The organism is Agrobacterium genomosp. 2 str. CFBP 5494 (assembly GCF_900013495.1).
In the GTDB taxonomy this organism is placed as follows: Bacteria; Pseudomonadota; Alphaproteobacteria; order Rhizobiales; family Rhizobiaceae; genus Agrobacterium; species Agrobacterium pusense.
The window spans coordinates 2157817-2183175 of sequence record NZ_LT009718.1 but is presented as its reverse complement, the minus strand read 5'-3'; the positions used below and the strand labels follow the sequence as shown (position 1 = coordinate 2183175).

38 protein-coding genes and 1 tRNA gene are annotated in these 25359 nt (G+C 60.3%); 1 reads left to right on the top strand and 38 read right to left on the bottom strand.

The features are described 5' to 3' along the window. The 18 genes from AGR2A_RS29565 to AGR2A_RS10805 form a co-directional block, all read right to left on the bottom strand. Positions 1-834 (bottom strand): phage tail sheath family protein (locus AGR2A_RS29565; RefSeq protein WP_080822888.1); only part of this gene is annotated, 834 nt, incomplete at its 3' end. A 161-nt stretch (positions 835-995) separates the two neighbouring features. Next, positions 996-1421: a hypothetical protein gene (locus AGR2A_RS10875; RefSeq protein WP_080822887.1), complete on the bottom strand. Its 426-nt coding sequence runs from the start codon at positions 1419-1421 to the stop codon at positions 996-998. Position 1422: 1 nt separating this feature from the next. Next, positions 1423-2916 (bottom strand): hypothetical protein, encoded by a 1494-nt coding sequence (locus AGR2A_RS10870; RefSeq protein ID WP_080822883.1) that lies wholly within the window; start codon positions 2914-2916, stop codon positions 1423-1425. Continuing rightward, on the bottom strand, positions 2900-3067 hold the full coding sequence (locus tag AGR2A_RS29560; RefSeq protein WP_167378194.1) for a hypothetical protein: 168 nt from the start codon (positions 3065-3067) through the stop codon (positions 2900-2902). The genes AGR2A_RS10870 and AGR2A_RS29560 overlap by 17 nt, the downstream gene beginning before the upstream one ends. A gap of 7 nt (positions 3068-3074) precedes the next feature. Next, positions 3075-5339, bottom strand: a complete 2265-nt coding sequence (locus AGR2A_RS10865) for a hypothetical protein (protein ID WP_080822881.1) — start codon at positions 5337-5339, stop codon at positions 3075-3077. Positions 5340-5351: 12 nt separating this feature from the next. After that, the gene (locus AGR2A_RS10860; protein ID WP_080822879.1) at positions 5352-5987 is read right to left on the bottom strand and encodes a phage tail protein I; all 636 of its coding nucleotides are present in this window, start codon (positions 5985-5987) and stop codon (positions 5352-5354) included. After that, positions 5984-6922 (bottom strand): hypothetical protein, encoded by a 939-nt coding sequence (locus AGR2A_RS10855; RefSeq protein ID WP_080822877.1) that lies wholly within the window; start codon positions 6920-6922, stop codon positions 5984-5986. Before AGR2A_RS10855 ends, AGR2A_RS10860 begins: the two co-directional genes overlap by 4 nt. Next, on the bottom strand, positions 6919-7317 hold the full coding sequence (locus AGR2A_RS10850; RefSeq protein WP_080822875.1) for a GPW/gp25 family protein: 399 nt from the start codon (positions 7315-7317) through the stop codon (positions 6919-6921). The genes AGR2A_RS10855 and AGR2A_RS10850 overlap by 4 nt, the downstream gene beginning before the upstream one ends. Before the next feature lie 14 nt (positions 7318-7331). After that, positions 7332-7598: a hypothetical protein gene (locus AGR2A_RS10845; RefSeq protein ID WP_080822874.1), complete on the bottom strand. Its 267-nt coding sequence runs from the start codon at positions 7596-7598 to the stop codon at positions 7332-7334. A gap of 12 nt (positions 7599-7610) precedes the next feature. Beyond that, positions 7611-8138: a phage baseplate assembly protein V gene (locus tag AGR2A_RS10840; RefSeq protein ID WP_167378193.1), complete on the bottom strand. Its 528-nt coding sequence runs from the start codon at positions 8136-8138 to the stop codon at positions 7611-7613. Then, positions 8131-8760, bottom strand: a complete 630-nt coding sequence (locus AGR2A_RS29555; RefSeq protein ID WP_167378192.1) for a hypothetical protein — start codon at positions 8758-8760, stop codon at positions 8131-8133. Before AGR2A_RS29555 ends, AGR2A_RS10840 begins: the two co-directional genes overlap by 8 nt. Next, positions 8757-9239, bottom strand: coding sequence for a phage virion morphogenesis protein (locus tag AGR2A_RS10835; RefSeq protein WP_080822869.1), 483 nt, complete (start codon positions 9237-9239; stop codon positions 8757-8759). The genes AGR2A_RS29555 and AGR2A_RS10835 overlap by 4 nt, the downstream gene beginning before the upstream one ends. Continuing rightward, a complete protein-coding gene (locus AGR2A_RS10830) occupies positions 9236-9697 on the bottom strand; it encodes a gp436 family protein (protein WP_080822867.1) in 462 nt (153 codons plus the stop codon). The genes AGR2A_RS10835 and AGR2A_RS10830 overlap by 4 nt, the downstream gene beginning before the upstream one ends. Before the next feature lie 95 nt (positions 9698-9792). After that, positions 9793-9867: transfer RNA gene (locus AGR2A_RS10825), tRNA-Met, on the bottom strand. Positions 9868-9873: 6 nt separating this feature from the next. Next, positions 9874-10419: a hypothetical protein gene (locus AGR2A_RS10820; RefSeq protein ID WP_080822865.1), complete on the bottom strand. Its 546-nt coding sequence runs from the start codon at positions 10417-10419 to the stop codon at positions 9874-9876. Positions 10420-10519: 100 nt separating this feature from the next. Continuing rightward, positions 10520-11416, bottom strand: a complete 897-nt coding sequence (locus tag AGR2A_RS10815) for a Mu-like prophage major head subunit gpT family protein (RefSeq protein WP_080822863.1) — start codon at positions 11414-11416, stop codon at positions 10520-10522. A gap of 26 nt (positions 11417-11442) precedes the next feature. Then, the gene (locus AGR2A_RS10810) at positions 11443-11847 is read right to left on the bottom strand and encodes a hypothetical protein (protein WP_080822861.1); all 405 of its coding nucleotides are present in this window, start codon (positions 11845-11847) and stop codon (positions 11443-11445) included. Between the two features lie 28 nt (positions 11848-11875). Next, positions 11876-12892 (bottom strand): phage protease, encoded by a 1017-nt coding sequence (locus tag AGR2A_RS10805; RefSeq protein ID WP_167378191.1) that lies wholly within the window; start codon positions 12890-12892, stop codon positions 11876-11878. 254 nt (positions 12893-13146) lie between these two features. Here AGR2A_RS10805 and AGR2A_RS10800 point away from each other — a divergent pair, with 254 nt between their 5' ends. After that, a complete protein-coding gene (locus AGR2A_RS10800; RefSeq protein ID WP_080822857.1) occupies positions 13147-13572 on the top strand; it encodes a hypothetical protein in 426 nt (141 codons plus the stop codon). 119 nt (positions 13573-13691) lie between these two features. Here AGR2A_RS10800 and AGR2A_RS10795 read toward each other — a convergent pair whose 3' ends face one another. The 20 genes from AGR2A_RS10795 to AGR2A_RS10700 form a co-directional block, all read right to left on the bottom strand. Then, positions 13692-14936, bottom strand: coding sequence for a phage head morphogenesis protein (locus AGR2A_RS10795; RefSeq protein WP_080822855.1), 1245 nt, complete (start codon positions 14934-14936; stop codon positions 13692-13694). 5 nt (positions 14937-14941) lie between these two features. Next, positions 14942-16612, bottom strand: a complete 1671-nt coding sequence (locus tag AGR2A_RS10790) for a DUF935 domain-containing protein (protein ID WP_080822853.1) — start codon at positions 16610-16612, stop codon at positions 14942-14944. After that, on the bottom strand, positions 16609-18234 hold the full coding sequence (locus AGR2A_RS10785; protein ID WP_080822851.1) for a terminase large subunit domain-containing protein: 1626 nt from the start codon (positions 18232-18234) through the stop codon (positions 16609-16611). Before AGR2A_RS10785 ends, AGR2A_RS10790 begins: the two co-directional genes overlap by 4 nt. Further along, positions 18231-18812, bottom strand: a complete 582-nt coding sequence (locus AGR2A_RS10780) for a DUF3486 family protein (protein WP_035243576.1) — start codon at positions 18810-18812, stop codon at positions 18231-18233. Before AGR2A_RS10780 ends, AGR2A_RS10785 begins: the two co-directional genes overlap by 4 nt. A 2-nt stretch (positions 18813-18814) precedes the next feature. After that, positions 18815-19114 (bottom strand): VpaChn25_0724 family phage protein, encoded by a 300-nt coding sequence (locus AGR2A_RS10775; protein ID WP_003500855.1) that lies wholly within the window; start codon positions 19112-19114, stop codon positions 18815-18817. Further along, on the bottom strand, positions 19111-19470 hold the full coding sequence (locus AGR2A_RS10770) for a hypothetical protein (RefSeq protein WP_244926249.1): 360 nt from the start codon (positions 19468-19470) through the stop codon (positions 19111-19113). Before AGR2A_RS10770 ends, AGR2A_RS10775 begins: the two co-directional genes overlap by 4 nt. Positions 19471-19475: 5 nt before the next feature. Beyond that, positions 19476-19700 (bottom strand): TraR/DksA C4-type zinc finger protein, encoded by a 225-nt coding sequence (locus AGR2A_RS10765; protein ID WP_072493248.1) that lies wholly within the window; start codon positions 19698-19700, stop codon positions 19476-19478. Continuing rightward, the gene (locus AGR2A_RS10760; protein ID WP_080822849.1) at positions 19697-20230 is read right to left on the bottom strand and encodes a hypothetical protein; all 534 of its coding nucleotides are present in this window, start codon (positions 20228-20230) and stop codon (positions 19697-19699) included. The genes AGR2A_RS10765 and AGR2A_RS10760 overlap by 4 nt, the downstream gene beginning before the upstream one ends. A 1-nt stretch (position 20231) precedes the next feature. After that, positions 20232-21203, bottom strand: a complete 972-nt coding sequence (locus tag AGR2A_RS10755; protein WP_080822847.1) for a glycoside hydrolase family protein — start codon at positions 21201-21203, stop codon at positions 20232-20234. Between the two features lie 86 nt (positions 21204-21289). After that, positions 21290-21685 carry a hypothetical protein gene (locus tag AGR2A_RS10750; protein ID WP_080822846.1) on the bottom strand — a complete coding sequence of 132 codons (396 nt, stop codon included), beginning with the start codon at positions 21683-21685 and terminating at the stop codon, positions 21290-21292. Next, positions 21682-21948 carry a hypothetical protein gene (locus AGR2A_RS10745; protein ID WP_080822844.1) on the bottom strand — a complete coding sequence of 89 codons (267 nt, stop codon included), beginning with the start codon at positions 21946-21948 and terminating at the stop codon, positions 21682-21684. Before AGR2A_RS10745 ends, AGR2A_RS10750 begins: the two co-directional genes overlap by 4 nt. Continuing rightward, positions 21938-22153 (bottom strand): hypothetical protein, encoded by a 216-nt coding sequence (locus AGR2A_RS10740; RefSeq protein WP_080822841.1) that lies wholly within the window; start codon positions 22151-22153, stop codon positions 21938-21940. The genes AGR2A_RS10745 and AGR2A_RS10740 overlap by 11 nt, the downstream gene beginning before the upstream one ends. Beyond that, the gene (locus AGR2A_RS10735; RefSeq protein ID WP_080822839.1) at positions 22150-22599 is read right to left on the bottom strand and encodes a hypothetical protein; all 450 of its coding nucleotides are present in this window, start codon (positions 22597-22599) and stop codon (positions 22150-22152) included. The genes AGR2A_RS10740 and AGR2A_RS10735 overlap by 4 nt, the downstream gene beginning before the upstream one ends. Next, positions 22599-23249 (bottom strand): regulatory protein GemA, encoded by a 651-nt coding sequence (locus tag AGR2A_RS10730; RefSeq protein WP_080822836.1) that lies wholly within the window; start codon positions 23247-23249, stop codon positions 22599-22601. Before AGR2A_RS10730 ends, AGR2A_RS10735 begins: the two co-directional genes overlap by 1 nt. Beyond that, a complete protein-coding gene (locus tag AGR2A_RS10725) occupies positions 23246-23824 on the bottom strand; it encodes an MT-A70 family methyltransferase (protein WP_080822833.1) in 579 nt (192 codons plus the stop codon). The genes AGR2A_RS10730 and AGR2A_RS10725 overlap by 4 nt, the downstream gene beginning before the upstream one ends. Next, entirely contained in the window at positions 23821-24069 is a 249-nt protein-coding gene (locus AGR2A_RS10720; protein WP_080822830.1) for a hypothetical protein, read from the bottom strand. Before AGR2A_RS10720 ends, AGR2A_RS10725 begins: the two co-directional genes overlap by 4 nt. Positions 24070-24133: 64 nt before the next feature. Beyond that, a complete protein-coding gene (locus tag AGR2A_RS10715; RefSeq protein WP_080822828.1) occupies positions 24134-24433 on the bottom strand; it encodes a hypothetical protein in 300 nt (99 codons plus the stop codon). Continuing rightward, positions 24426-24689, bottom strand: coding sequence for a hypothetical protein (locus tag AGR2A_RS10710; protein WP_080822826.1), 264 nt, complete (start codon positions 24687-24689; stop codon positions 24426-24428). The genes AGR2A_RS10715 and AGR2A_RS10710 overlap by 8 nt, the downstream gene beginning before the upstream one ends. Next, positions 24686-25183 carry a hypothetical protein gene (locus AGR2A_RS10705; protein WP_080822824.1) on the bottom strand — a complete coding sequence of 166 codons (498 nt, stop codon included), beginning with the start codon at positions 25181-25183 and terminating at the stop codon, positions 24686-24688. Before AGR2A_RS10705 ends, AGR2A_RS10710 begins: the two co-directional genes overlap by 4 nt. A 10-nt stretch (positions 25184-25193) precedes the next feature. Continuing rightward, on the bottom strand, positions 25194-25359 hold a 166-nt coding region (locus AGR2A_RS10700), incomplete at its 5' end, for a DUF3164 family protein (protein WP_139786366.1).

The following is a 25359-nucleotide window of genomic DNA, read 5'->3' as shown; positions in this document are numbered from 1 at the left end:
CAGATTGCCTTCAATGATGGTGCCGACACCCGCCTGCGCGAGCTGGTTGGCCTCGGATGAAATATCGCCGTCCGTATAGCCGACCGGAACGGAAGGACCGAGGACACCGGTAAGCGGCCGGTTCCACGAGGCCTTGTAAGGGCCACCGGTTTCCTTGTCTCGCCTTACCATCGCGCCGGCCATATGAGGTGACAGCGCACGCGTGACATTGCCCGCGCCGAGATTGACCACGGCCTGTGGGTAAAGGCCGATGACGTTCAGCGCCGTGGCGAAATCTTCGGCCCATTCGATCGCAGCCTCTATCGAGGTGGACGGCGTATCACCAATCACCATGCAATCAATGATGCGATCGGCAACGACGCGGGCGGCCGCGACAACCGGATTTGCCGCTCCACCAAGGCGAGCTGTCATGTAGCCGGGAGAAATGATCAAACCCGGCTCGATCTTCAGCTCGCTCTTCGCGTCGAGCAGAGCGTACATACCGGTCTTTGCGCCGGCGGAACCAACGATGTGGTTGGTCTCTTCGGAGAGCTGGTCGGCCGGCGCTGCGGCGGTCGAATGCTGCGTCCGGACAAAAGCAAGATCGGTGACGATGCCTTCCGACAGGAGCTGGTCGACGGTATCCCGAACAACGCCTGTGCCGAGCTTCGCGACCTGCTCGACATTGTCGAGGGAAAGCTTGACAGGCTCATCCAGCGGAAAGGCCGCATTGTCGGCCGTGGGTGCCGGTGCAACAATGCCGATTTTGGTGCTGTCGCGTGTATCGATCTTAGCGACGGTAGAACGAAGATTGGAAAACCGGCGTACGCCGACGAAATCCGTGGTGCCAGACATAAGCGGTCCCCGCATGCAGTTAAATTTCAGCTTGGGGACAAGATATGGCGCAGCCTGCTTCCGGCCGGGCTGACAGGTGTCAGCACAAAGAAAAAGGGCGGTTTTTGAAGCCGCCCTTGAAGCCTATTTAATGACCTATTTACGGTCACCTGTCCATCCGGTCAGGTGTAGTTCGCGAGCGCCCATACCCAGAGGTCGTCAAGCTGCGCTTGAGTGATGTTTTCGAGTTCCGCCATCTGGTTCAACAGCGGGTCGGTGCGGCGGTAAAGCTGGGCATCCTCGAAATATACAATCGCCTGCTGCTTTTCGACACCCTCAGGCATGGCGTCGATATGAGCTTTCACACCCGCTTTGGTGACGCCAACTTCAGCGGCGGCAAGCCAGAAGCCGAGGCGCGGGATCGGCGGAACTGGCGCTGGTGGCGCAACATAAGGAGGGATTGTGTTGATACGCTCGCCCTCTTCGTCAAACTCCCATTCCGCAATCAACTGGCGATGCCGGTTGCCCATATCGTCCGGTACAAGTATCTCCGCCTCATCAAACTCGGCGCGTATCATGCCGGTTTCCGTGTATCCGATAACGTTCATGTCAAATCCCCGCATCGAAGTAACCGATCCACCCGTCAATGTAACCAGATGCCACCGTTACATTGATCTGGAAGAACCCCCCCAAATAAGAAGGTGCTCCGAAAGTGCTAACGATATTGGCGGATGAGGCAGTACCATTGTTCACGACCGTTAAAGTTGGCGTGGCCCGCATAGGAACAGGGAACCGGTAGTAAGCCATATTCGTGCCGACACCACCGGACTGCAAACCATTGTGGATCACGCAGAAATATCGCTGACACAAAGCAAGTTCTTGCTGGATATGCCGATATCCTGCCGGGTCCGCTTCCGCAGAAGCGTCCCCTTCAACCAGCGACACACGCGCAATATCGAACGTTCCCGATTGCTGCCCGAGGTTGTTTGTGCGTGCATTGAATGATGATCCGGCTTCAAACCAGAAACTCACAGCCAAGTTGTCAAGGTTGTTCGTTCCCAGTGTTTTTCCGGCAATAGGCGGGATGTCCACCACAACATCATATCGCGCCAACTGCGCAGTGAGAGCAACCGTTGTTACGCTGAACGTGGTGAACGGGGATGGAGAACCACCTGCCCCGAAGTCTTGAGCCAGTTCTACGGCAATGTTTTTTGCCGCGTCCGCTTTCGCGTAGAAAGTCAGCGTTGCACGTTTTCCCGCTAATGTTCGAACGCTTTCGCACCGATAGATTTTCCGGCAGAGATTGCCAGCGCCAGCGACACTGGCAACGACGGTACGAGAGAAATACACCGGATCGCCCGGAACGTCTGTTTGACCTAGTGTGAAGGTTTGCCGGGAATGAGTTTTAGTGGTTCCGATGTTTTGGTTAAACCACATGTCATCGCTTCCGTAGCCGGAAGAAGTCTGACTTGGCGCTCTCTGCCACACATCGAAATTGCCATTAATGATCTTGTTACGGAAACCAGCAAGGACGCCGCCACCGAGGTTTGCCCGAGCCTTCCCCTTCTCCGCATCCGAGAAATTCTGAAGGGCATCAACACGGATGCGCTTCGCGAGCGCGCTGGCCTGAACCGTACTTATGGGCTTGTCCGCGTCAGCGGTGTTGTCAACGTTCCCAAGACCAACGTCACCTTTCTGCAACGTGACATCGGCGGACAGCTCCTTGTTGTTCACCCTGCGGGTATTCGGCACTTTTGTAGCAAGTCCATCCGACAACGCCTGCGCGGTCGCGTAGTATGCTGGCAGTTGCCCGCCAAACTTAAGGGTATCAGGAGCCTTGCCGCCAATAATGATCTGGTCAATCTGATCCTGCGCCAGCGAGATGGACTGCTGAAGATTGGCAATCTGCGGCGCGACGTTGACCTGAATGTAGTCAAGCGAGGCCTGAATGCCCTGCGCAATCATTGCCTCGAAAGACGCCTCCAACGCTTCACGCGCCAGAAGACGATCATCAATGCTGGCGAGGATCGGATTGAGAAACGCCCGATCGATCTTCGTCGGCGGCCAGGAGGGGATTTGATACAGCTCAGAGCGCTCGGGCATGGTCGACTACGTCCTCACCTTCAGCTTGGATGATTTCAGCCAGAACAGGCCCTTTCATCTCGATTTCGTTCAGGGGGCGGAGGGTGAACGCGCCACGTTTGACCGGGCGCGAGAGCTTCACCATGTAGGATTTTTTGAGATCAACTTTCATAGCGGCCTCACAGAGCGGAGATAAAGACGTCCTGCACAAACGGCACGGACGCGGCGTTGTTGGTATTGGCGGCGGGCCGCAGGCGGGCGGAGGTCGTGGCAGCACCGAGTGTATAGGTCGACAGGTATGTCCGGCGTGTCGGCACCTGCGGGTCTATCGTTACCTCCGTGGTGTCCGGCGTCACCGTGGTATTGCCAACCATGATCGCTGGCGAAAATGTATGCCGATCGGCGTCGAACGCATCGATCGTGAACTGCGTCACGATAGCCGTGGTCGAGATGCCGAAATTGAAATCGTCGCTGACCGCCCGCATTTCGGTCCGGTTCCGGGCCACCCTTGAAATCGCATTGGCGTCGAGCTGGATCATCGGCTGCAGATCGGCCGTTCCCATCATCACCATGCGCAGCTCGACCGAGGCGGGCAAGCCGACAAGCGGATTGGTGGCCGGGTCGCCGTCATCCAGTTCCGTCCAGACAGTCGAACCGGAAGGCCGGATTTCCCAACCGAGCGTGCAGCCACCCGGCACCCAACCTGCAAACAGCATGTCGATCTGCGTCATGCCATCGGCAAGATTGAGAGCCTTCATCGGAATGACAGTGCGGACACTGCGATAGCGGGCAGCGTTCAGCTTGAAGCAGATGTCGGTCTCCGTTGAACCTTGGGCGAAGGCACCGTCCGTGCAAAGGAACTGCGTGCCACCCGTGTACTTGTTCGCAGAGGAAATATGCAGGGCATGCGCGCCGGTCGTAACCGTGACAAACGCATACCGCTTGCCGCTTTCCAGCAGGGTGATTGGCAGATCGAGCTTGTTCCAGCCAACTTTAAGGGCGGCGTGGGCGAAGGTGCCGCGAGCCAGAACCGAATCAAACAACGGAACGCCGCCAGTGGTGGTTTCGACAAGAAACACATGCACGTCGCCGTCGCCGCCGACGCGGGCAAAGGAGAGTTCAAGGCTCGTCACCTGCATCGGCTGTGCCACGAGGAAGGACTGCGCATAGATCGAGCCGTTAACCCCGACTTCCTGCGTCACATACTCCCAATATGGCTCATTATATATCTCGTAACGGATTTGCTTGACGCCGTAGGTCTGGTGGCCGGGTCCATAGTTCGCCCCGACATAGACCACTTCGAAGGTTTCGCCGCCGACATTAAGCATCTGGCCCACTCGGGAATCGCCACCCAGGCCAGCCCACCCCGCAGCGTTTTCGCAGGCGTGCATCGTCGGCCCATAGGTGATGCGGATACGTGATGCTTCCTTCTGGACAAGCGTTGTTTCCATGTGGGTGAGCTGCGAAATCTGCAAGCTGGCATCGAGCGAGGTGTTGGCAATGCGCGTTACCTCGTCAAAGGCCGGCACCATACGTCGCCCGCGAAATGCAATCTTCGGATCATCTTCGGCGATCACTTCAAGGCGGTCCTGTCCTTCAGCGGCAAAGCCGAAGCGCACGCCCTCCTCGATGCGGGCCAGCCAGTCCACATGGGTCATGTCCCAGCGATCGGGAATCAAGCCGTCATCGAAGACATAGGCGCGGGCCTCATCCGGCAAGGCAACCTTCAGGCGGGCGGCGCCGATGTCGCGTTGCATCTGGCGGATGATGACAGGGCGCGGGATCTCGGTCAGTTTCGCCTGAATATTGACGATCTGGGTCTCGATCGTCTCGGTTCTCATAAACAGGCCGTCCAGATCGACTTCCAGCGCCGTCACACGGCCCTCGACCTCATACAAGGTTTTGACGCGGTCGCTATTGCCCGGCTCGATCGCCTCGATACCGGAAGAGGTCAAAAGGACATAGGCGATGCAGGCATCGGTAGAGGCGACCACCGGCTTGACCGGAACAGGGTTGGCGTCACCCGGCTGGACGATCAACGAGACGACTCGCTTGATCGTCTTCGGCGTGGTCCGGTTGATGATGATGCTGGTTTCGGGATCGTCGGAGGTCTCGAAGGGTCGGCTGTCCGTTTCGATGATTTCCTCGCCGCGCAACAATACGGCAATCCAGCGCTGATCAGAAGCTGCAGGCGGGATATGAAGTTGCAGGTTCACATCTTTCGGCGCTTCCTGCGCATAGACGATTTCACCGGCAACATAGCGACCGGCCGAGACCGTGATCTCCTGCGCGGATTTCTGACTGACCGTGAATGCCGCCCAGTGGGCAGGATAGCCGATGGCATCCAGCCAAATCTGGTCCTGACCTGCCTGTGCCTGTTTTCCGATGGCGTCAAAGTCAACGTGATCGGCGATTTCGGCTTCTGCGAAAGATGTGCGCTGCATGTGTCGTTTCCCTCAATCCAGCCGCGTGCGGTTCATGTAACCGCCGATGGCGTGGCTTCCGTCGATGAAAATATTGTCGTTAAAGGTGATGCCGCGCCGCCATGCGAAGGACACTGAATAGAGCGTGTCCGGCGTCTTGGCTGTGACCATGGCGCGCTTGGCGCGGCGGATCGGTTCAAGGTCGACGCTGGTCATGGCGGCGCGGCCGAAGGCGCTGCGGCCGATCTGGAAGCGGTTGCGATGAGCGGTCAGTGAGACCCTGATGAGATAGTGCGCTGTGAACGGCTGGTGCGCGATCGGCGTTCGGCCGATGACAGCGCGACCGAACGTGAACCGGGCCGGATGGGCGATCCTGTCGATGATCTCGGCGTCGACAAAGGCAAGATAGCGCTTCAGGCCGACAAGCGTGCCTTTCAGCGCGGCCAGCCGCGAGCCGGGATAAAGGACTGAACGCCCGGCGCACTGGGCAATCATTTCGCGCTTCCGCTCCTCGGGCCAGTCATCATACCAGAGATCGACGGAGTGATGAGCGGCAAGCCACGGCAGGAAGCGCGCCGGCGTGCGGTACGGGTCCATAATGACGTCATAGGGGATCGGCAGATCGTCGGTCATGCCGGCAATCAGGGCCTTCTCGAAAGCCTCGCTCATGAGCGCACCTCGACGGCGATGTCGAGGCCGGTCATGACCGGAACCGCGTAAGGGTCGGCGGATATGATCACCGGGGCGCGATCGATCACCTTGACTATACCCGGCCCATAGGCTGCGCCCGAGAAAAGTGCTGCGGGAACCTCGCCGTTGATCGCGATCCGGTCGGTCGCTGCGACAATGACGCGCTTCTCCGCTTCCGCCTTCAGCAGCTCCGGCGATGGTCCCGAGGCGGCGACCTCGACAGTGAGCGCGACCTGATACTCATGCCTCGATGCCGACATGACCGAGAGGCCAACAGCCTCCGGTGTGCGGTCGGGATGCGCGACGGCGCTCCGGATCATTGCCAGTTCGCCGGAGGTCAGCAAGCGGCCGCCCGGTCCGATCAGCACAACGTCTGTATCACCGCGCCGGCCATGCACGGCCCGACCATTGACGCGGGCATCCCAAAGCCCAAGTGTTCTGTTGGCTGACTGCGGCCAAGCGGTCCATGCATCATAGAGATAGCGACCGGTCGAGGCTGAAGACGGAAGGTCGAAAGCCAGAAGATATCGGCGCAATAGGGCCACGTCGCCTTCCATGACAGCAGCAGCATCGCCGGTCGCGGGGATAATGACCTGGCGCTGCACGTTATTGCCTGCAACGACCGTATCGAGATTGCCTTTGGAGGCCAGAACGGCAAGCAATGCCTTCAGGCCGTCATTCACCCGCTGGCGATCAAGCAGGCGCAGCCACGACCATGCTTGGCCGGCGATATTGGCGCTGTCCGTTTCAAGATCGATGGTGTCATAAACCGGCAGGGAATCGTCTTTCGCCCGTGCAGCATCCCACGAGGCCACAAAGCGGGCCTTGAAAGCTGCGAGCAGCGTCTCGAAATCAAGCGCCTCGATAGCTTCAGGAGCGGGCAGACGCGAAAGGTCGATTGTTTCCAGTGTCATGCCGCGAACCTCACAGCGCTAGCCGCCGACAGGCCGAGAACCACGGCCTTATCGTAATTCCCGAAACGACCTTCGGGATAATAGAGACCGCCATGGCGAATACCGAGCGCGCCGCCTTCCGTCATCCTGACGAGCTGGAGCTGCGTGATGCGATATTCCGGCTCCCACCGTGCGGCCGAGGCCACCATTTCGTTGTAGAGCAGGAGCGCAAGCGCCGGCGACAAGTCCTCAGCCAGAAGCGACCGAAGGTCCGATCCGAAGGACAGGCGCATGATCCGGGTGCCGATACGAGTGTGCCAGATTTTGCCGAGCGACTGTGCAAGATGGGTCGGACCGGTGATGATCCTGCCCGTCTTCTGGTCGAAACCCGATCGGATGCGCAACGCTCCTGCCATTCTTCAAAAGCCCCTCAAACGTCGCTTGAAGCGTCAGCGCCGGCGTCGGTCTTGTCATCGGAACCGGCCGGGGTGATGTGCTGGGCGATTTCTTCAGCAAGCGCCTCATGCTCGGACAGGCGGAGCGTATCGCCCGCTTTGACGCGACGGCCGGCAACACGCGCGGGTGCTGTTTCCGTCACGACATAGTCCTTCTTGCCATCGTCCGGTGTGGCGACGGCAGCAGCTGCTGGCTGTTCGGCGGGCTCGGTCGCTGGAGTGTTTCGGGGTGCTTTCGCCATTTCAGGTTTCCTTCAGTTGCCGGATTCGGGTGGGCCGGACACTTCGCCGCCGCGCCGCACTTCGGTGTGTTTGTGTTTTTCGCCGATGTAGACGCCCTCATGTTCCAAGGTGCCGCCACTCGCCCGGACATCGCCGATCAGCTTGATGCCGTCAGGCCCAAGCTCGATGCGGCCCTTGCCGGCGGTGATGACGGCGGTGTCGGAGGATTTCGAAGGCGCGGCGTGATCCCGGTCATAGGAGCCGCGCATGGCGATGGAGCCGGCTCCGATCGTGCCGGATGGCGAAAGCATCATCATCTGCTCGCCGACCGCCGGTTCGCCGTGGATCGAAAGGCTGCCGACGCCGGCTTCCTGCCAGCGCAGCCATGGCGACAGAACGTCTTCGCCCTTGCTCGAGGTTCCGAGCTTCAGGCGAAGTCGGCGCTTTTCGGAATCCTTCTCCGCGACTTTTCCATAAAGCACCGTCTGCGCCAGACGACGCTCTGCGGCTTCGGTTCGGGCGGCCTGCCGGCGCAGCTCCAGTTCGACCGGATCACGCATTGTCCGGCTCCTCTTTCGCCGGAATGAAGGGGCGCATGGCTTCAATCGTCGCGTCACTGGCGAACTTGATCCAGTTGTCCTCTTCGCTGAACGTGCCAGCTTCGGTCGGGAATGCGGTCTCGCCGAGGTCGACCACGATCTGAGTCCAGGTGACGGTGTAATAGGCCACACCCTGCGATGCATCGCGAACCGTAAAAAGCGGCTTCAGCTCGGGCTGGGGCGTGGTTTCAGGCGGCAGAATGCCCGTCAGGCCCCACATCGCGGTTTCATCGTCGCCGAGGATTTGCAGGAGGCGTGCGCCGATCGCGAGCGCAATAGCCTCTTTTTCCACGCGTTTGGCGTCGATCGGCTTCGCCTCGGCGACGATATAGGCGGTCCACTCGACGGAAAGGCTGAAGGAGCCGTCGACAATCGCGATCTCGCGAATGCGGCTCCAGCCGATACCGACGCCGGGAGCGGCAACAACGCTCTTGGCGATCAGCTCGGAAATGTCGACCTTGCCCGGATGGCGCACGATGGCAACACCGGGCAGCAGCGCAAGCAGTCGGGCGACGATCGCCGACTGCAGGGGCAAAAGCCGATCATCCAGCAGGAGCGCAGAAAGCGGTTTCGGCTCAATCATTGCAGCAGCCCTCCAAAATGGTCAGTGATGACATCGAGCAGCTCACGCCGGTTTTCCTCCGACAGACCGGCAAACGGGCGGGCAGGAATTTCGACTTCCTTGGCGAAAATGGCTTGGCCACCGATCTGAAAAGCCAGACGGTCGGCGTTCTTCGGAACGATCGTCATGCCGTCCTGATGAACGTGGGCATATTCCCATGTCGATCCCCACTCGGCTTCCTCGGCCGAGGCCGTCCAAACCAGCGAGGACAGCAAGTGCTGGCCCGTTGCCACAAGGATCGGCGTGCCGGCATGGTTCGGTTTCCATGGCGTGCCGTCCGGCGCGGTCTTCTCCTCGGCAATACGCCGGCGCGTCTGGTTCTCGCCCACCGCGCCGATCGCGCTCATGAGTTCCGTAGCTTCGAAGTCGAAGAGCGGCCGAAGCTTCCGCTCGGCCGTCTCCAGATCGGACACATCCAGAATGAGAGAGATTCCGCTCATATCCGGCCGAGCCTTTCACGCGTGAACATGCGTTCCGGAGCTTCCAGAATAACTTCGTTCTGGCCGACATCGCCGCCGTTGCTGCCATTATCGCCATCGCCGGAAATCGTGGTGGTCAGCGCGCCCTTGCCGGCGGCGATCGCTTCTAGGCGTTTGATCGCTGCGTTGTAGCGTTCCTTGATGTTCTCGGACGAGCGGGAGAAGGCAAGCGCGATGCGGTAGAATGCGATGTCCATGGTGTAGAGGCGGAGCGCATCGAGCGAGTTCTGATCGAGGGCGGAAAGTTCGGCCGGGGAGTATCGAGCAGCCAGAATGGCGCGGACTTCGATGGAGGCGTCGGCGAGGCCCTTCTCAATACGGTCATCATCGCGAATGCCGGTCTGCTCGTCTGCTGCGACAAGCGTCAGTTCGTTCGGGAAACGTGCCTCAAGGTCGGCGAGCGTGGCATAGGCGATCATGGAGATGGTCCTCAAGAATTTGCCGCTGTCTTCCGGTGGCACTCTCACCACCGGTGGGCCTCGGGTTTCCCCTCGCGGCGCTCCCACCCCGTATCTGGTTGCGGAGGGCGGACTTGAACCGCCAACCTTCAGGTTATGAGCCTGATGACCTACCGTTGGTCCACTCCGCGGAAGTCTTAGTCGTCTTCGCTGACCTCGATCATGCGGCTGTCGAGCTTCAGCTTCGGATCAGCGCGCAGGCTTTTGAGAACGGCTTTTCGCTCTTCATCGGTCTCGCCGAGCTGGTCATAGGTGAGGTCGACCGGCTCGGGGCCGAACGCAAAACCGGCACGGCGGCGGGGACCGCCCGGAGCCGAAACGATCAGCAAGGGCTCGACCGTGACGAAATCCGTGTCATCCGAGGTGACGGTGGCTCCTTCACCCGCAGGAGCGGCAGCCTCGGCAATTTTCTGGATGACCTGATCAGGTTCTGCGCCGGCGGCAACAGCCGCCTTGATGTTCTCGATCGTCTTGTTGAGGTGCTCATCGCGCTCCGCCTCGGGCAGAGCGTTCCAAGCCTCCGCCGTCAGGCCGGATGCCTGATGGGCGACAACCACCACTGCGCCGAGCTGGAGGGACTTGCCCTCGGCGACTTCGATCAACGCCGGCAAAGTGTTTGAGCCGTTGAGAATTTCGGGGGCGGTCGGCTTTGCGGCCGATCTTGCTGTGGTCCGCTTGGACATAAGCTTCTCCTTTGGGTTTTCGGGAAAACGGCACGCATGCCGCTTGCCGGAAAACCCGGCGGCCGGGAGGTTGGCCGCCGGGATCGCGCAGGTGCCAGGACTAATCCAGCAGCGGCGCTTCCATGAGCTGGACAAGGTTGCGGTCGGTGTTGGTGGAGCCGTCGATCTTTTCCGACATGAGGATGTCGCGGGCTTTGAAGAAATTGCCGTTGCCCGTGATCAGGTGTGTCGGACGAATGCCGAGTTTGCGGCCTTCATCATCCGTGAATTCCTTCATGGCGGTGAAAGCGGCGCGGAGGTTGGCCGCGTTCAGCTCTGCCTTGGAGCCATAGGCCATCTGCCAGAAGCCGAAGCCGGCGGAAACGCGGGCATCGGTACCGTAGACGTACTCGTCACGCATGAAGACATGGTCGGACGTCTTGCCGTCTTCCTTAGCAACGAACGAATAGTCGCGGCGTTTCTGGAAAATGAACGGCTTCAACGGCCGGCTCATATCCGCGAGAATCCATGTCTCGCCCGTGCCGGCCTGCATGTTGGAGACGCTGACCTGTGCGCCCTGAAGGCCGACTGGATGATCTGTGTCGAAGAAGTTCTGGCCGTCATAGCATTCGGTGCTGAAGGCGGCGTTGATCAGTTCGAACAGGACTTCGTCCGGATGCGTCGAGGCAGACTGGCCAAGCATCTCAAAGCGCGGTGCATAAAGGCCGAGCTTGTCGTCTTCGATGTCGTCGCGGGAAACGCCGATCGTTGACTCAAATTTGCGGTTCTTGATCGTGTAGCCCTTCGAAGAGAGCGACTTGATCTGGCGGTCGCCGATCCATTCGCGAAGCTTCGGAATGTCACCGAGCCAGCCGTATGTTTCCTCGCCAGCGGTCGACGTCACGACCGTGGCAAGCAGGGTGTACATCGAGGTGTAACCTGCGAAACCCTTCTGGAAGGAGGTCTTGAAGCCGCGCTGTGCTGCGGCAAGAAGTTCGGGCGTTATGACGCGTGCCATTGAAAACGGTCCTGAGATTGGAGTTGTTAGAAGCCGACGCGGACGAAAATCTGCCCGCCTTCGATGTGCATGATCTTGCCGGCGGCCGAGCGAGTGCCGGTGCCATCGGTCTTGGCAACCGTCTGGTCATCCACGACAAAGGCGGTCTTACCGATGTCGCCGGCAGCAATGGCGTCGGCCGAGTGGTTGGCGAAACCGAAGGTGCCTCGACGGAACGGGACCTTTTCAGCGCCGTCAGCGCCGGCGTTCTTTACCGTCTTCTCGGAAACGCCGAGAACGGTGAGGCCGACCGCAACCTTGCCCGGCAAGGCGAGGCCGTTCTCGGCCACGACCAGCGCGCCCTGCAGAATGGTCGTTGCGCCCTTGACGGGTGCGGTGGAACGGAGGCCTTCGGTCTCTGCCGGCTGGCGGGCCTGCGACATTGCGGTCATTTCGGTTCTCCTTCGGGGGAAAGTTCGATCAAGCGGCGGTCAGGCCGTTTGCCTTGCGGAATTCTTCTTCCGTCAGGCCGAGTTGCGTCATGACCTCGCGGTCCTCGGCCGACAGTGTCGCGGTGGCATCTTCGGGACGGCGCTGGTCGAGATTGGAGGCAGCAAGACCGACACCGAGCGTTTCGATCAGCTTTTTCACCTGCTCGAAACCTTCAGGCGATGTGGCGAGGGCCTCATAGCTTTCGCGCTGTGCCGGCGTGATCTTCTTGGCCTTCAGCGCCCCTTCGAGCAGCGCGTCGACCTTTTCTTTGTGGGCGGCCTTTCTGCCGTCCTCAATCTGCGTGGTCAGAGCGGTGACCTGATCGAGTGCCTGCTGATGCACGGTGGGATCGATGCGGCTTTTCAGGTTGGTGATCGCCGAAAGGCAGGAAGCCTCGGAGGCGTCTTCATTGAGGCCAAGGGCGGCGGCGAGTGCTTTGAGCATGGTCGTTTCCGTTTGAGTTGTTGTCGTGAGGGTTGCCGACGCGACGGCCGGCATTGATGCGGCGGGGGCAGCGACAAGCGCAGCCGAGTGAAGCCATGTGGCTTTGCCGTTGTCGTCGGCCTTGAACGTCGGGGAGACATAGCGATGGGTGCGCGCCGCAAGAACGCGAACACCTTCCTCCAGCCACTCGACCTTGCCGAACAGACCGTCCGGACGCGCCTCAAGCTTGTTGATCCAGCCAATGGCGGGAGCGGCGTCACCGAACATGGCCTTCTTGACGGTGGCGTGGTCGATATCGATCGGGAGATCGACAGCATCCGCCTTGAAGCGCGACACCAGCAATTCCGGATCGATTGTGAAAACGCGACCGTCTCGGGCGTTCAGAACTCCACGGGGTGCGAGCTTGATCCACTCCGGTCCGCGCTTGGTCTCGGAAGACGCGGCGGCCGGATCAGCGGCAAAGGCATCCAGCACGGCGATACCCGTCATCGCGTCGGCGGCATTCGGGGTAGCTTCAGGAGCAAGGCAGGAAAGGAATGGTTCGGGGCGCTGTGTCATCATGACGGCCAATCTAGCCATCAATTCCAAGCGCTCGGGCTGACACCTGTCAGCACGGCAAAATCAGTTCGTTTGGGGGAATGTCCGCATCTAATCCTCTTGGGGGGCGAGGATCAAGAGCAACGTCAAAATTGAAGCACGATTAAAGGCCGTGGGCGCGAATTTTAACCGTGGATGAAAGAAGGGGCGTCGAACCCCTTCACGCGCGTCTGTGGCCGTTTTATCGTGCAAGTCACCGCAACAGGGGGAAATGGGTAATGAGGCAGGTTCTGGCGCTGGCAATTGTAGCCGCAATGAGCAGTTTTGCGAATGCAGCCGACTGGCCACCGGCCACGGATTACCTGAATGGCCTTCAGGATTGCAGCGCGAGCAAGCAGCCCGGGAGCTGCCAGTATTCTCGCGATGTTTGGGTAAAGGAATACAGCGAAGCCATTCAAGGCCAGTATCAAGGGCAGCGCAACGTCGCCTACTGCCTCTCCACCGGTTGTCATGGCGCGATCCGGATCAACAAAATGCTCGGATGCGCATGGAGGTTCGTGATCCTCGAAAGCGGACATTTTGCGGCCGACAGCAGCGATACCAGTAATCTGGATTACTATTGCGGCCCGGAGAACGTCGACAAGTCGGAACGGCGTGCGGCCGAAGCGCAATCCCGCCGAATGCTGAAAATGCTCGGGATATGATTGCGCAGGTAACCTCATAAGCATATATTCACCGGAGCGCGGCAGAGAAGTCCGTAGCCCTAGATGGCCCTTGGAGGGAGCCGGGTAAAGCCCCGGAATCGGTCCCTCCCTGCCGCGCTTCATTCCCACGGCCATTTCAAACCTGCTTTTTCCACCTGCCGTCTTGCCTCGCGCTCGTTCTTCTGATGCAGCGAGTTCGCACGCATGTAGCCGTTCTGGCTGACCGACACGAAAGCGCGCCAGACCGACTTGCCAGTGCGCCAGAAGATCGAGCGCGTGTTCTCCTTGCCGCGCAGGTCCGGCAGGATTTCCCCTGAAGACAACAAATCCGGAAGCGTCGCGAAATCCTCCACCGGCATCTTGTGGCGCTCGATGCGCTCGGCGATCGCCTCACTGGTGATGGATATGACCGGCGATTTCGCGCCGAGGTGCTCGGCCAGCGCCGGGTTATGTCCGGCCGGCAACCAGACCTTTTGCGGCAAGCGAGGTGCGATCTGCAGATAAGGATCGCTCCAAAGCTCCTTAAGGACGCGGGTGGCGTCACCCTGATCCGCCTCGGCAAGCTTCGCCTCGAAATTCTGGATAAGGGTTTCGGCGCGGGCAAGACCGGGATTGGTTGCCCATCCGGCATCGATGCCCGCCGGCACCATCGAGATCTCGCCAGTGCGGCGGTTACGATACGCTACATCAGGACCGAGTTCCGGCAGCTCGTCCGTGTACCAGATGGAAATGTCGTTGCCGTCCTCGTCCTTGCCAATGACGCGCTTGGTACCAATGAGCGTTTTCGCCTCGCGATCGGAAATCATGCGCACCTGGCACTTGCACATCCAGCCGTTGGGCGGCCAGTGCGTGCGCCAGAACGGATGGTCGATCGGCAGGATCAGCCCCACCCATGCGAGATGTTCCGGGCGGGGATCGGCCGAGGTGGTGCGGACATAGAGAACATAGGGCAGCACCCGTTTGGACCGCTGCGCCCGTTCCCACTGGCCGGCCGCTCTGGCGGAGTTCATGTTCGACCAGAAGATGGTTTTCAGGCGGCGGTCGCTGGCAAAGTTCACCATGCGATCGGGATCGATCCCCTCCGGATCGGAGACCATGCGCGGTCCCCACCATCCGAACTTCACCAGTTCCTTCTGGATATCGAGCTTCCAGTTTTCATAACCGCGCCCGGTGGTGAGAGCGTTCGAGACGGTCGAGCGGAACGCGTTCAGCACGTCCAGCTCGACGGCCTTGGCAACGGTGAACTTGTAGGCGTGCTCCTCGGCCCACACATCCAGCCACGAAAACGCCGGAGCATTCGTCTTTCCGTCGAAGTACCTGACGACGCCGGCCGGCGGCGCGAGTGCTTTCCTGATCTCGGCCATCCCGGTCAGTCCGCGATATCGCCGATACCGCGAGCGATCGCGGTCAGCCGGCCGAGGCGTTCTGCCAATTTCGTGGCGTCAGGGCGCTGCGTTTGAAGCAGCTTTAAAGCCTCTTCAAAGCTGCCGGCAGTCTCAACGATCGCGGCGATCGGCTGGACGATCGGATCAACCATCTGCTGCCAATCGTCCATGGCGTCGATGAAGAGCTTGTCGAGCTGCTCAAGCGCGTCCGGCTCTCCGGCCTCGGCAGCAGCAAGGGCCTCACATGCTCCGCAATGGCAGGCGCGGCGATGATCCGAGACGATGGCGGAGAGCGCCGCTACCTTGGATTTGACATCTTCTTCCTCGGCCGCCTTTTTCGCATCCTTGACCGCCTCTGTTTTCGGAGCGGTTTTTGGTTCCGGTTTGCCCTCGACAGGAGGCGTCGCCGACGCCGCCGGCGGCGTCAGAAGTTCGTCTCCTTCCTGCGGATCAGAGAGGCCGACCTTTTCGCGGATCTCGGCCTGTTTTACCTTCAGGCCGAGTGGAACCAGAGTTCCGAGCGCTTCCGACAAGGCTTTGACATCCTCGGGATCGGGAACAGGCAACTGCAGAAATGGATATCTTTCCTGCGGCCCAAAGTTCAGGTCCACGAACGGCTTGATCAGGTCGCGGTTGATCGTAATGGCAAGTTGCCGGCAGTCAGCGCGCAGCAGCTCCAGACGGACCTCATTGTGGATTTTGGCCTGCCCGAGTGAGGAGCCGTCATCGGATGTCATGGTCTGGCCTACGACAAGCTTGGAAATCTGCTTGTCGACATACTCAAGCAGGCCGCCGAACACGGCCGAGCCATTGCTTCCGTTGACCTCATGAAACTCGATATCCATGCCGGCCGGGATGATGGCGGCGGCGTCATTGGCGATCGAGGCGACGGCCTTCAGCAGCGTGCGCTTATCAGCGCCACTGGCTCCGGCATTGTATTTGCCGACGCGCAGGGGCATGCCGTAGACTTCAGAGAATGCCGCCCAGTCCTGCAGGCCAAACTGCTGGATGAGATAAGCCCACGCGGCCGGCCGGGCCATGCCTCGGCGAAGCGGAAGACCAAGACGCGTGCGGGGAATGTGGCGGATGAACTTTGCCTGCGGCAACTCCTCGCCCTCGATCGAGCCGTCAACCGCAAGCCGAAGGTTCCGAAGCGATAGCCGGTCCATCTGAAAGAAGCGGGCGTCACGTTCGAGATAGGCAACCGGGCGCAAGGCCTTGCGCTCGTACTCCCACATCATCTCGCACACCGCATAGGATTTATTGATCGCGTCCGGCAGGTGGCCACGCGCTTCAAGGAAGCCGTCATCATTGATCAGTTCCTCGATCGCTTCAACGATCTTGGCGGGAGCGCCGTTGGCCTCGATCGTCGGGTCGACACTTTCAATCGCCAGCCGTCGCGTCTGGAGCTGAGACGCGTAGTGCAGATAGCGCTCCTCCATTTCTTCGGCGAGGGTCAGATAGGAGCGTGCGTTGCCCTCGGCCGCATCGCGCAGGATGGTCCCGAGGCGCTCAGGCGTGAGGCCTGTGGCCACGCGCTCCTCATGCGTCCGCCGAACACCCGCAACCGTGGGCGTTGCGATCTCTTCCGACAACGTCTTGAGAACGATCGGGCGGCCGTCAGGGCCGAGTATGGATGATGTGCGGGTGGTCACCAGTGCTGCCTTCCGTAATGGCCGTCTTCTTCGTCGTCATCGACGCTGTCTTCGTTCAGTGCGCTCGCCGCCATGTAGGCGTATTCGAACCACTGCTGGCGGCTGGCGTAGTGGGCGAGAGCGAGTGCCACGGCAAAGTCGCCGTGGCGCTTCTTGTTAGTCTCACCCGTGCGGGCGTCGGGAATTTTGGGAATGCCCCTGATGACCTTGACCAGCCGGATGTCGCCGAGGTGCTCATCATCCTTGACCAGCTCCAGCATGCCTTCGTCTTCGAAGGCCGCTTTGAGCGGCGGCATGTGAAGCCGGTACCAGTCCGAGTTACTGGTGAACTTGATCGGGTCGATCAGCCCGCCACCGCCTTCCGGGTCCCTAAAACCGAATATGCGGCCCATGTCCTCGGCGACCGTCCAGCCCATGCCGGTGGCGTCGAAGGCAGCGCCCACGAGCCTCGGCGCTGACTTCAAAATCATGCCGGTGATCAGCTTCTGCTCATCACCTGGCACATTGCGCATCTCGACGGTCAGGGCGCTCCGCCGGCAGAGCAGCTTGTCGATCGACAGCAGCTTGGCAACCGACAAGTCGGCCACGCGGCCGAAGTCGAAACCGAGGGCGTGCTGCCGATCCCGCCGCAGGTTTTGAAGCGCTGCTGTGAGCTGAAGGAGGCACGGTGCCATCAGAGCGGCACGCTGCAGGCGGGAAAGCTGCAGATAGTTTGCGGGCAGCTCCAGCCGAATGATCGGCGCATCTTCCGGCTTCAGCGTCATGCGCGCTTCGATCAGGGGCGCGGGCAACCATGTGCCGCTGCCCTGCGTAGGGATGCAGAAAAGCTCCTCATCCGCGCCATCGCCATAAAACTTGATGATGTTCTGGCGCCATTCGGCTTCCGCCTCGGCAGACCATTCCTTGCCCGTGACCAGACAAATACGCTCATACAGACCTTCGTTCAGCGCATCGTCAAAATCGATGCGGAGGTGCTTGTACGGTTTTCGTCCGGCGAGGATGTCCTGAATCTGTTCGTTGAAATGGTTATCGACGCCGTTATGCGTCGAGCAGACCACAACCTGTCCGCCCCACATGAGGAAGGCGAGTGCTGCCTTGAGCAGCTCTTTGAGGTTATCAACGAACGCGGCCTCATCGATCATGACCACGCCCTGCTTGCCGCGCAGGGAGCGCGGAGCTGACGACAGGCCGATGATTTCAAATCCAGAAGCGAACTTGATCCGGAACGCCTGTATCGAACGCTGGCCTTCGTCGTCGCTGTCGTCAAAGACAGTTTCTTCGATCTCGCCGGCAAGCTGATTGAAGGCCCGCGCCCACATGGCGCAGGCGTCGATGAATTCGCGGGTCATCTCCTGCGAATAGGAGATGTACATCACGTCCATGCCGCCGGCGGCTTTGGTACGGGCCGCCTTCAGGACCGCATAGGACGCAAATCCCCACGTCAGACCGATACGGCGGCTTTTCTCGACAAACAGCACTTCGCAGCCGGCGCTCTCAAGCAGGCCGACCGTGCGCTGCTGATAAGGCAAGAGCGCCTTGCGGCGCTCGATGCGATCCAGCACGGCGTCCGTAGACAGACGCCGGGCCTTGATCCATTCCTCTTTCGAGATAGGCCCGCTCATTTCGTCACTCCAAGGAATTGATCGAGGATCTCGCGTGCGCCTTGTTCGGTGATGCCCTTGCTCTTGACGACAGCGGAAATGGCCTGTTTTGCCCGTTCGGCGAGATCGGCCTCGACTTTCTGGCGGCGGGCGGTCGAAACGCCCTGCGCTCTCGATGCGGAAAACAGGGCATCGGCAAGCGCCTTTGCGCCCTTCGGATCAAATCCAGCTTCCCCGCCGGCCGTCACTAGTTCGAAGACCAGCGTCTTGATCGCCTCGGAAGCGATCAGGGTGAGATCGTCGGAGGCGGCGGCATCGAACTTGCCGGCGAGCGTGGTGGCAATCTCGCGGGTCTGGTTGAGGCGCTGCGTCAGCGTTGCAAGACGGATTGAATACCGGTTGAAAGCCGAAAACGAGGGAATGGTGAAGTCCAACTCGCCGCGATATTCGCGATGCACGCCCTCAAGCTTGCTGACGAAATCCTGATAGATTTCAGTCTGCGTTCTTTCTCGCTTCTGCAGCTCCTCGGCCGCCCATGCGACGGCGTCGGCGCAGGCGTCGGGCAGCAGCTCGATTCCGGACAGGCGACCGCGTCCCATCATCACACCGCCGGCGAAGGACGCTTCACGCCTTCGAGGATGGCCCGGCGCTCGACGTGGTCGATACCGAGGCGGGTGATTTCAGCTATGAGGACGGTTCCGGCTTCGGTGTTGCGGACAGCACCAATGTCCGCCAGATAGCGGAGCTGCTGGCGAATCCATTCCCGCGATCGGCGATGGGCGAAAGTTTCGAGCACCGTTGACAGGATGCTCTCGTTAAGGCGGCCATCAGGCTGGTCGTTCAATGCCCGCAAAATGACGAGGCGAGCATCAACGGTGAGATGCTGGTTATAGTCGCTCATGCTGCCGCATTACCTTTCAGTAAAAAGTCCTCGACGCGATTGACGGTGCGCGCCACGCCGATCTGGCTTTCCTCCATCCGCCCGATTTTGCCGCTTAGCTCGGAGATCGACAGACGCATTTCCATGACGGCTTTCGCGTCAGGCAGATGCTTCATGTCGCTTTCGAGGGCTTGCGTTCGCTGGGCGATCGCGGTGATTGCCGCCATCATCGTCTTCTTTTCTTCAGCGTCCTGACGGCGAAACTCGGCCAGATCGCTGGCGGTCTTCTTCGCGCCGGAAGTCAGCCACAGCCAGATGGTTGCTCCGACCGAAATCACGAGCGACACCAGCCCGAGCCAAGACCGTACGTTTTCCATGTCCATCACCGGTACCTTTGTTTCTGTTCGTGTTTGGTCTGGCACCGGATGCACCGGGTGGCGGACGGAAGGGCGAGACGGCGCTCGCGGGGAATATCGTTCGGGCAGTCTTCGCACTGGCTGGTACCGACACTGCGCAACGAGAGGGAGGCAGCGGCGATGCCTGCCTCCCGTTCCTGCTCGGCCCGCATGTCGGCCTGTTCGAAAGCAGCATTTCCACCGAAGTTCATGGGGTGCGCTTCCAAGTCTTGACCGCTTCCACCGCCTGCTTTCCGAACTCCTTCAGCGTATGGCCGCCCATGTAGAGGGAGATGAACCAGCCGGTCAGCGTCATCAGCGTGGTGTTGTCGATCGGCTCGATGTGAATGCCGAAGACGCGCAGAGCCGGAAAAAGCAGGAAGGCGCAAATCCAGAGAAACGCCAGCAGATACATCCAGCCCCAGCGCCAAGCGCTCTGCCAGAAGCCCTCAGCCTGCTCGGCCTGGAGAAGTGCAAACTGCCCCTGAAGGCCCTTTTCATAGAGGGCGATCAATTCCGGCATATTGGCATTGACGTCGATGACGGCATCGCCGAGTTCGGCCTGATCAACGGTCGGCAACGCTTCTGGCTCGACGCCGAGGCGCTCGGCAACCTGATCAACCACGGTGCCGGCGAGCGTCCCGGCAAGCCCGCCGACATGCTTCTCCAGCACGCCCTTGATGATGGGAGCGCCGACTTTCGTGGCGGCCGCGATGAGAATGGAGGTGATGGCTGCGCTCATGTCAGAAGCTCCGCAGCCAGCTCGCAAGACGCGGGGCCTTGGCTGCAATGCGCACGGCAAGGATGTCCCGGTACTGGTACGCCTGCCATGCGAGATAGGCGACGGCGATCACAGCGATGCCGCCACCGATCCACGAGGCGAGATGATCCGGCAGAACGGAGGTCGGATCGGCCGGCGCTGGCGTGGTCACCGTGCTGACAGCCTGATCGCCGGCTGCGACGGTGGTGCTGGCAGCGGTCGTTACCGTGCCATTCTTTGCCTTGCGGCGGGCGTCTAGTTCGCGCTGCAGGGTTGACAGCGTGGCCCGGCCGATCCTGCCATCAATGGTGAGGTCATAGGCCTTCTGGAAGGTCTCGACTGCCGATCGCAGAATTTTGCCCGTGGCGAGGCCAGCATCAAAGCCGATGCTGGTGAAACCCTTCCTGATGTCCTCGATTTCCGAGGGCGTGACCGAAACCACAAAGGTCGCAAATCGCGTGGTCTCGGAGGTGGGCGTCAGGCCGACGACATTGATGTCGGCGGGATACTTGCCAAGCAGCAGAATGTCTGCCTCTTCGGCACGGCGGCGCTCAAGGCCGCGCAGTACCTTGCCGCCGGCCTTCTTCCAGAGGCCGAGCCGCTGGCGCGTTTCGGCAGGTTTTCCGGCAAGGTAGGATTTCACCCAAGACGCCTTGAGGATCGCGCCGGTATTCCAGTCGAAAGAAACGCCGGCGTCGATTGCGTGCTGGCTGGCGCTCGCACCGAGCGCTTTGACGACACGCGGCATATAGTTTCGTTCAACGGCAAGATCGAAAAGCCGATCGTTTTCCGCCTCGGTAATGACCATGCCGGCTTTCGGCACGATAACACCAGAGTCTGCGGTCAGGCCGGCACCGATCGTCCATTTGCCGACAGCATCACGATAGGCCTTCCTGACCACGCCTTCGCGGGTGTAGGTAAATCTCCGCCCTCTCGGGCTGACGTTTCGAGGCATGAAAAAAGCTCCAGACGCGGATTGCGAACTGGAGCGACTATGCGTTTTTCAGGTTGAGCGCCGGGGCTGACAGGTGTCAGCCGAACCTAGAAGAGACTACCTTGGCCGTCATCTTCCTCTGCTTTCATGCGCCAAATCGTCCTTTCATGCAAGCCCGCAAGGCGTGCGGCCTCTCTGGCGCTCTTGCCTTCAGCGAGCGCCTGACGCGCTTTTCGCCGGGCATTCCTCATCACTGAAACGGGTCCGAGAGGAATGACCTCTTTGCTGATGCCTTTTAAACGGCCTTCAGCATCAAGGGTTGCAAGACCACGGCAAATCCGATCGGCGGTCTCAAGACCAACTAATGCCGTCAGCCAGTGATCCGGCTCGGCGCGGGGCGGAATGGAGACGCGGGTGCCGCCATGGCTTTGTGCGATTTCAAGGGCGACGGATGCGCCGGCGATATCGGCGATGTCACCGAGGATGCCCGGAAGCGTGCTCATGTCGAGTCACCGTCCTTGGTCCTCAGGTCGCGGGAATGCCATTCGCGACGAAGGACAGTCGTGACCGTATTGCCCTGAAGCACCAATTTGACGCCTTCCACCGTCACGCCGCTCGCGCCAGCCTTGACGCCGTTAGCAGCAAGCGCGGCAATGTGGTTGCGGAAATGAAGAACGTCCAGACCGTGTGCCCGCTCAAGATAACGGATGATCGCACGGTCGGTGACGATGATTTCCGAGGATGTTGCTGCGATGTCATCGGCCATGATTGATCCTGTTCGAAATTCTGAGTTGTTCTTCGGTCAGCGCCTTGAGCCGCACTTCCAGCTCGATACGTTTGTGTGAAAATCTCGGGAGCTTGGCGGCGCGTGCCGCCAGTTCGTCTCGTTTCGTCTGAAGGACGTCTATCTCCCGCTGCTCCGGCCAGCCGAAGAGCGGCATGACGGTTATGGGAGAGACGTCCCGGTTCATGGCGTCGGTGCCTCCGGTTGCCAGCGGATGAGGACGCCGGTGAACTTGGAGACACCGGGATGATTGGCGATCCAGAACCGGCCCATCGTCTCCCGCGCTGTCCGGCCGTAGAGTTTGGCCGGATAGCTGTTGCCGAGCAGCTCGGGCGCAAAGCCGTCACGGCGAGCGAACGCCTCGACCTCGACACGGTGCAGATGCACGCCGTCGATGACGATGCTGGCGATCAGCTCGTTGATGAGGTCGCTCACCACGATCTCGATCGGAACGACATGCGTGCAGACCGGATCGGCGATGATCTTGCGGCAATATTGAGTGCGCAAACCTTCGTAGAGCTGGACGCGCTCGCCCGGCCGAGCATGGCGGTCCCGATTGCCGCGCACCGTCTGCCGCTTGTGGCCGCTCTCGATCTGCGGGCTGAAGAACTTCTTGAAACCGTAGGCGACCATCACGCGCTCGCCTTTGTCTTCGGCGCACGGCGGCCACGGATAAGCTTGCCGTAGTAATCCATGACCGTGATCCACTCTTTGTCGGTCACGTTCCGATAGGTGATTTCCTGATCGAGAATGCCGGTGACCGAAGGCCAGAAGCCATCGCAGAGCATGGATTTCAGCATGGCGTGCTGCGCGATCGCGATCTTGTAACCGTATCGCATGGTGTAGGCTTCGCAGGGCTTGCGATCAGCCCAAACCACACCGGCCTCGCGGGCGATCCAGCTTTTCAGAGCTTCGACAACCGCCCTGGCATCGTCGGCATTGTTGACCCACCGGCCGCTGTCGAGACCGGTCTGGCGCTTGACGAACGCCTCCAGCGCCCGGTCTTCGCGGTCCTCAACAATGCCGAGATTGTAGGCCGCGATCCAAAGCGACTGCATCTTGGGTGCATAGCGGCCGTCGAGGCGACGGCGACCATTGCGGCGCACAGCAACCGGCTTGTAGCCGAGGCGGCGCAGTTCCTTCATGACGGCGTCTTGCTGCGGGGCCGTCATCAGCGAGAGGCGCGACTGTCCTGTCACGCGAGAGTAGATCTCGCGCTGCGCGTCTTCCTCAGTGATCCCGAGCTGGCGGAAACCGCCGAAAATTGCACGTTGAATGCTCATGCTGCTTCTCCAAATTTTCCGGTTTCATCACCCCACACCGTCCAGCCCTTGCGGTTGGTCCGGCTGAAAAGCTCAAGCCGCCGAGCGTTCGGCATCAGCTTTTCGGCCTGCCGGTAACCTTCCTCGGGTTTCACAGAATGACCGCGAGCCAGCCCTCGAAAAGATGATCGAACCGACTTGGTCGTTTTCGGCTCGCCGCGCGTGCCAATAAGGATTGGTTCATTCGATGAGCGGAAAATGTATCCGCCCCCGAAGGACTGCTTGCCGTGTCGGGTTATCTTTTCCCAAGAGCCAGCAGTCGCAAATTCGAAGCCCCACGCCTTCAGAACTTCCAAGCCCTGCGGCAGCATCGGGTTGGTGGCGTAGAGCCAGAGAAGGCAGTTCTCCGATGCCAGATCGAGAACGGGCATGGCCTTGATTTCGTCCAGCGGCATGCACTTGTAATGAGCCTGCGCGGACTTGCCTTCGCCCTTCTCGGATCGCAGCTTGTAGAGCCACGGCGGGTCAGCCATGATCAGGTCGAATGAGAACGGCGGGAGGTCGCCGAACGGCCAGAGTTCCGGGAACAATCTCACTGGATAGACCCTCCGCCGTAGGGGCGGTCACCGTTCTCGCGGGCGTAGTGAACCGTCTCCTGAAGGGTGTTCGCCCAAAACTGTGCATTGCCAACAGGATCGGCCGACTGGCTAATCGCATGCGAAATGATGGACACCATGGCGGTCAGAACATTGTCGGCGCTGTGGGGCTGAATGACCGCGATGATTTTAAGCGCGATCGCCCCCTGCTCATCTGAAAGGGGGTGGTTCTCAATTTCGGTCATCGGTCGGCTCCCATGAGATCGCAAATGACAAGAAGAAGGATGAAGCTCGCAAACAGAAGCACCGTCATTGCCGCGCTCCTCCGATGATGATCGTCTCGACAGGCGCCATCGGCCGCGTGGCGGCCTGAGCGAGCGCGAGCGAAACAGCGCGATCGAGCTGGTCACGGAACATCTTGCGGTGACGACGATCGGGTATTGAGGCCAGAACCTCCGCGATATTGGTGGCAAGCGCGCCACCAACCGCATTCAGGATCGGGACCTCGAACTGTTCGCCAGTCTCAATAATGGCCTTGTGGATCGCATCGGCGAGAACTTGTGACTGGCGGGCCTCCTCGGCCTTTGCCTTGGCGAGAGGGTCATTCATGGTTGTCACCGTGATAGCTGATCTGTTTCAGGGGAGCCGGAAGCGCCAACTGGGGCGCATCCGTCTTTTTGGCGGGTGCTTTGTGAATTGCTTTTGCGGCCTTCTGTTCGGCCTCGATCTCATCGAGCTGGTTGAGGATGCTGGCCATCTGGTAGCGATCGGCCGTCTCGATCTCGATCTTGATCGTGGACTTTCCGCCCTTGGTAGCGGCGGAGAAGGATTTCACGGTTGCGTCGGAGAAGTAGATGCTGGTCACGCCGTACCGCCTTTCGCCGGCGTCAGACTACGCAACACCATGGCCTCGATGTCGGTAAGCGGCACGCTGGCACCTGCAACACTGGTGAGTTCTGCGACGAACCACATCCGGACGTCGTCATCAAGCGCCGCCAGCAGCGCTTTCTCCGGGTTGGCGATGACGAGGCCTTTCAGGTGCATCTCAAGCGTGACAAGCTTCGTGTCAGCGATTGCCGCCGCTATTGAACCGTCTTGTTCCAAAGGAACTAGCGCGGCAACCGCCCGATAGCCTGCAGCATTGTTCAGCACCATGACGATGTTGGCGCAAAGCAGCGCCACGGTATTGTCAGGCATAGAGCCGGAGGAATCGATGGTGAGAAGCTCATCACCATCCGCATCTAACAGGACTCCCATATCTCGCTGGGAGCATGTCAGGGGGAACGAAACTCCCAATTCGGACATGGCCTGAATGAATGCTTCAGCCGTGACTGGATTTTCTACGCGAATGTTTTCCACCGCTCCGCCCTCACGCTTTCGCCAGATCAATGGTGATGGCCTGCCAGTCGGCCTCAAGGCTGTCGCGCTTGTAGAAGCGGACATACTCCTTGGAACCGGTCACTCGGATGGCGTCACGGATGGCTTCCATGGCCTTCTTCCAGCGGGTGTCCTCGATCTCCAGCTTGAGCAGCATG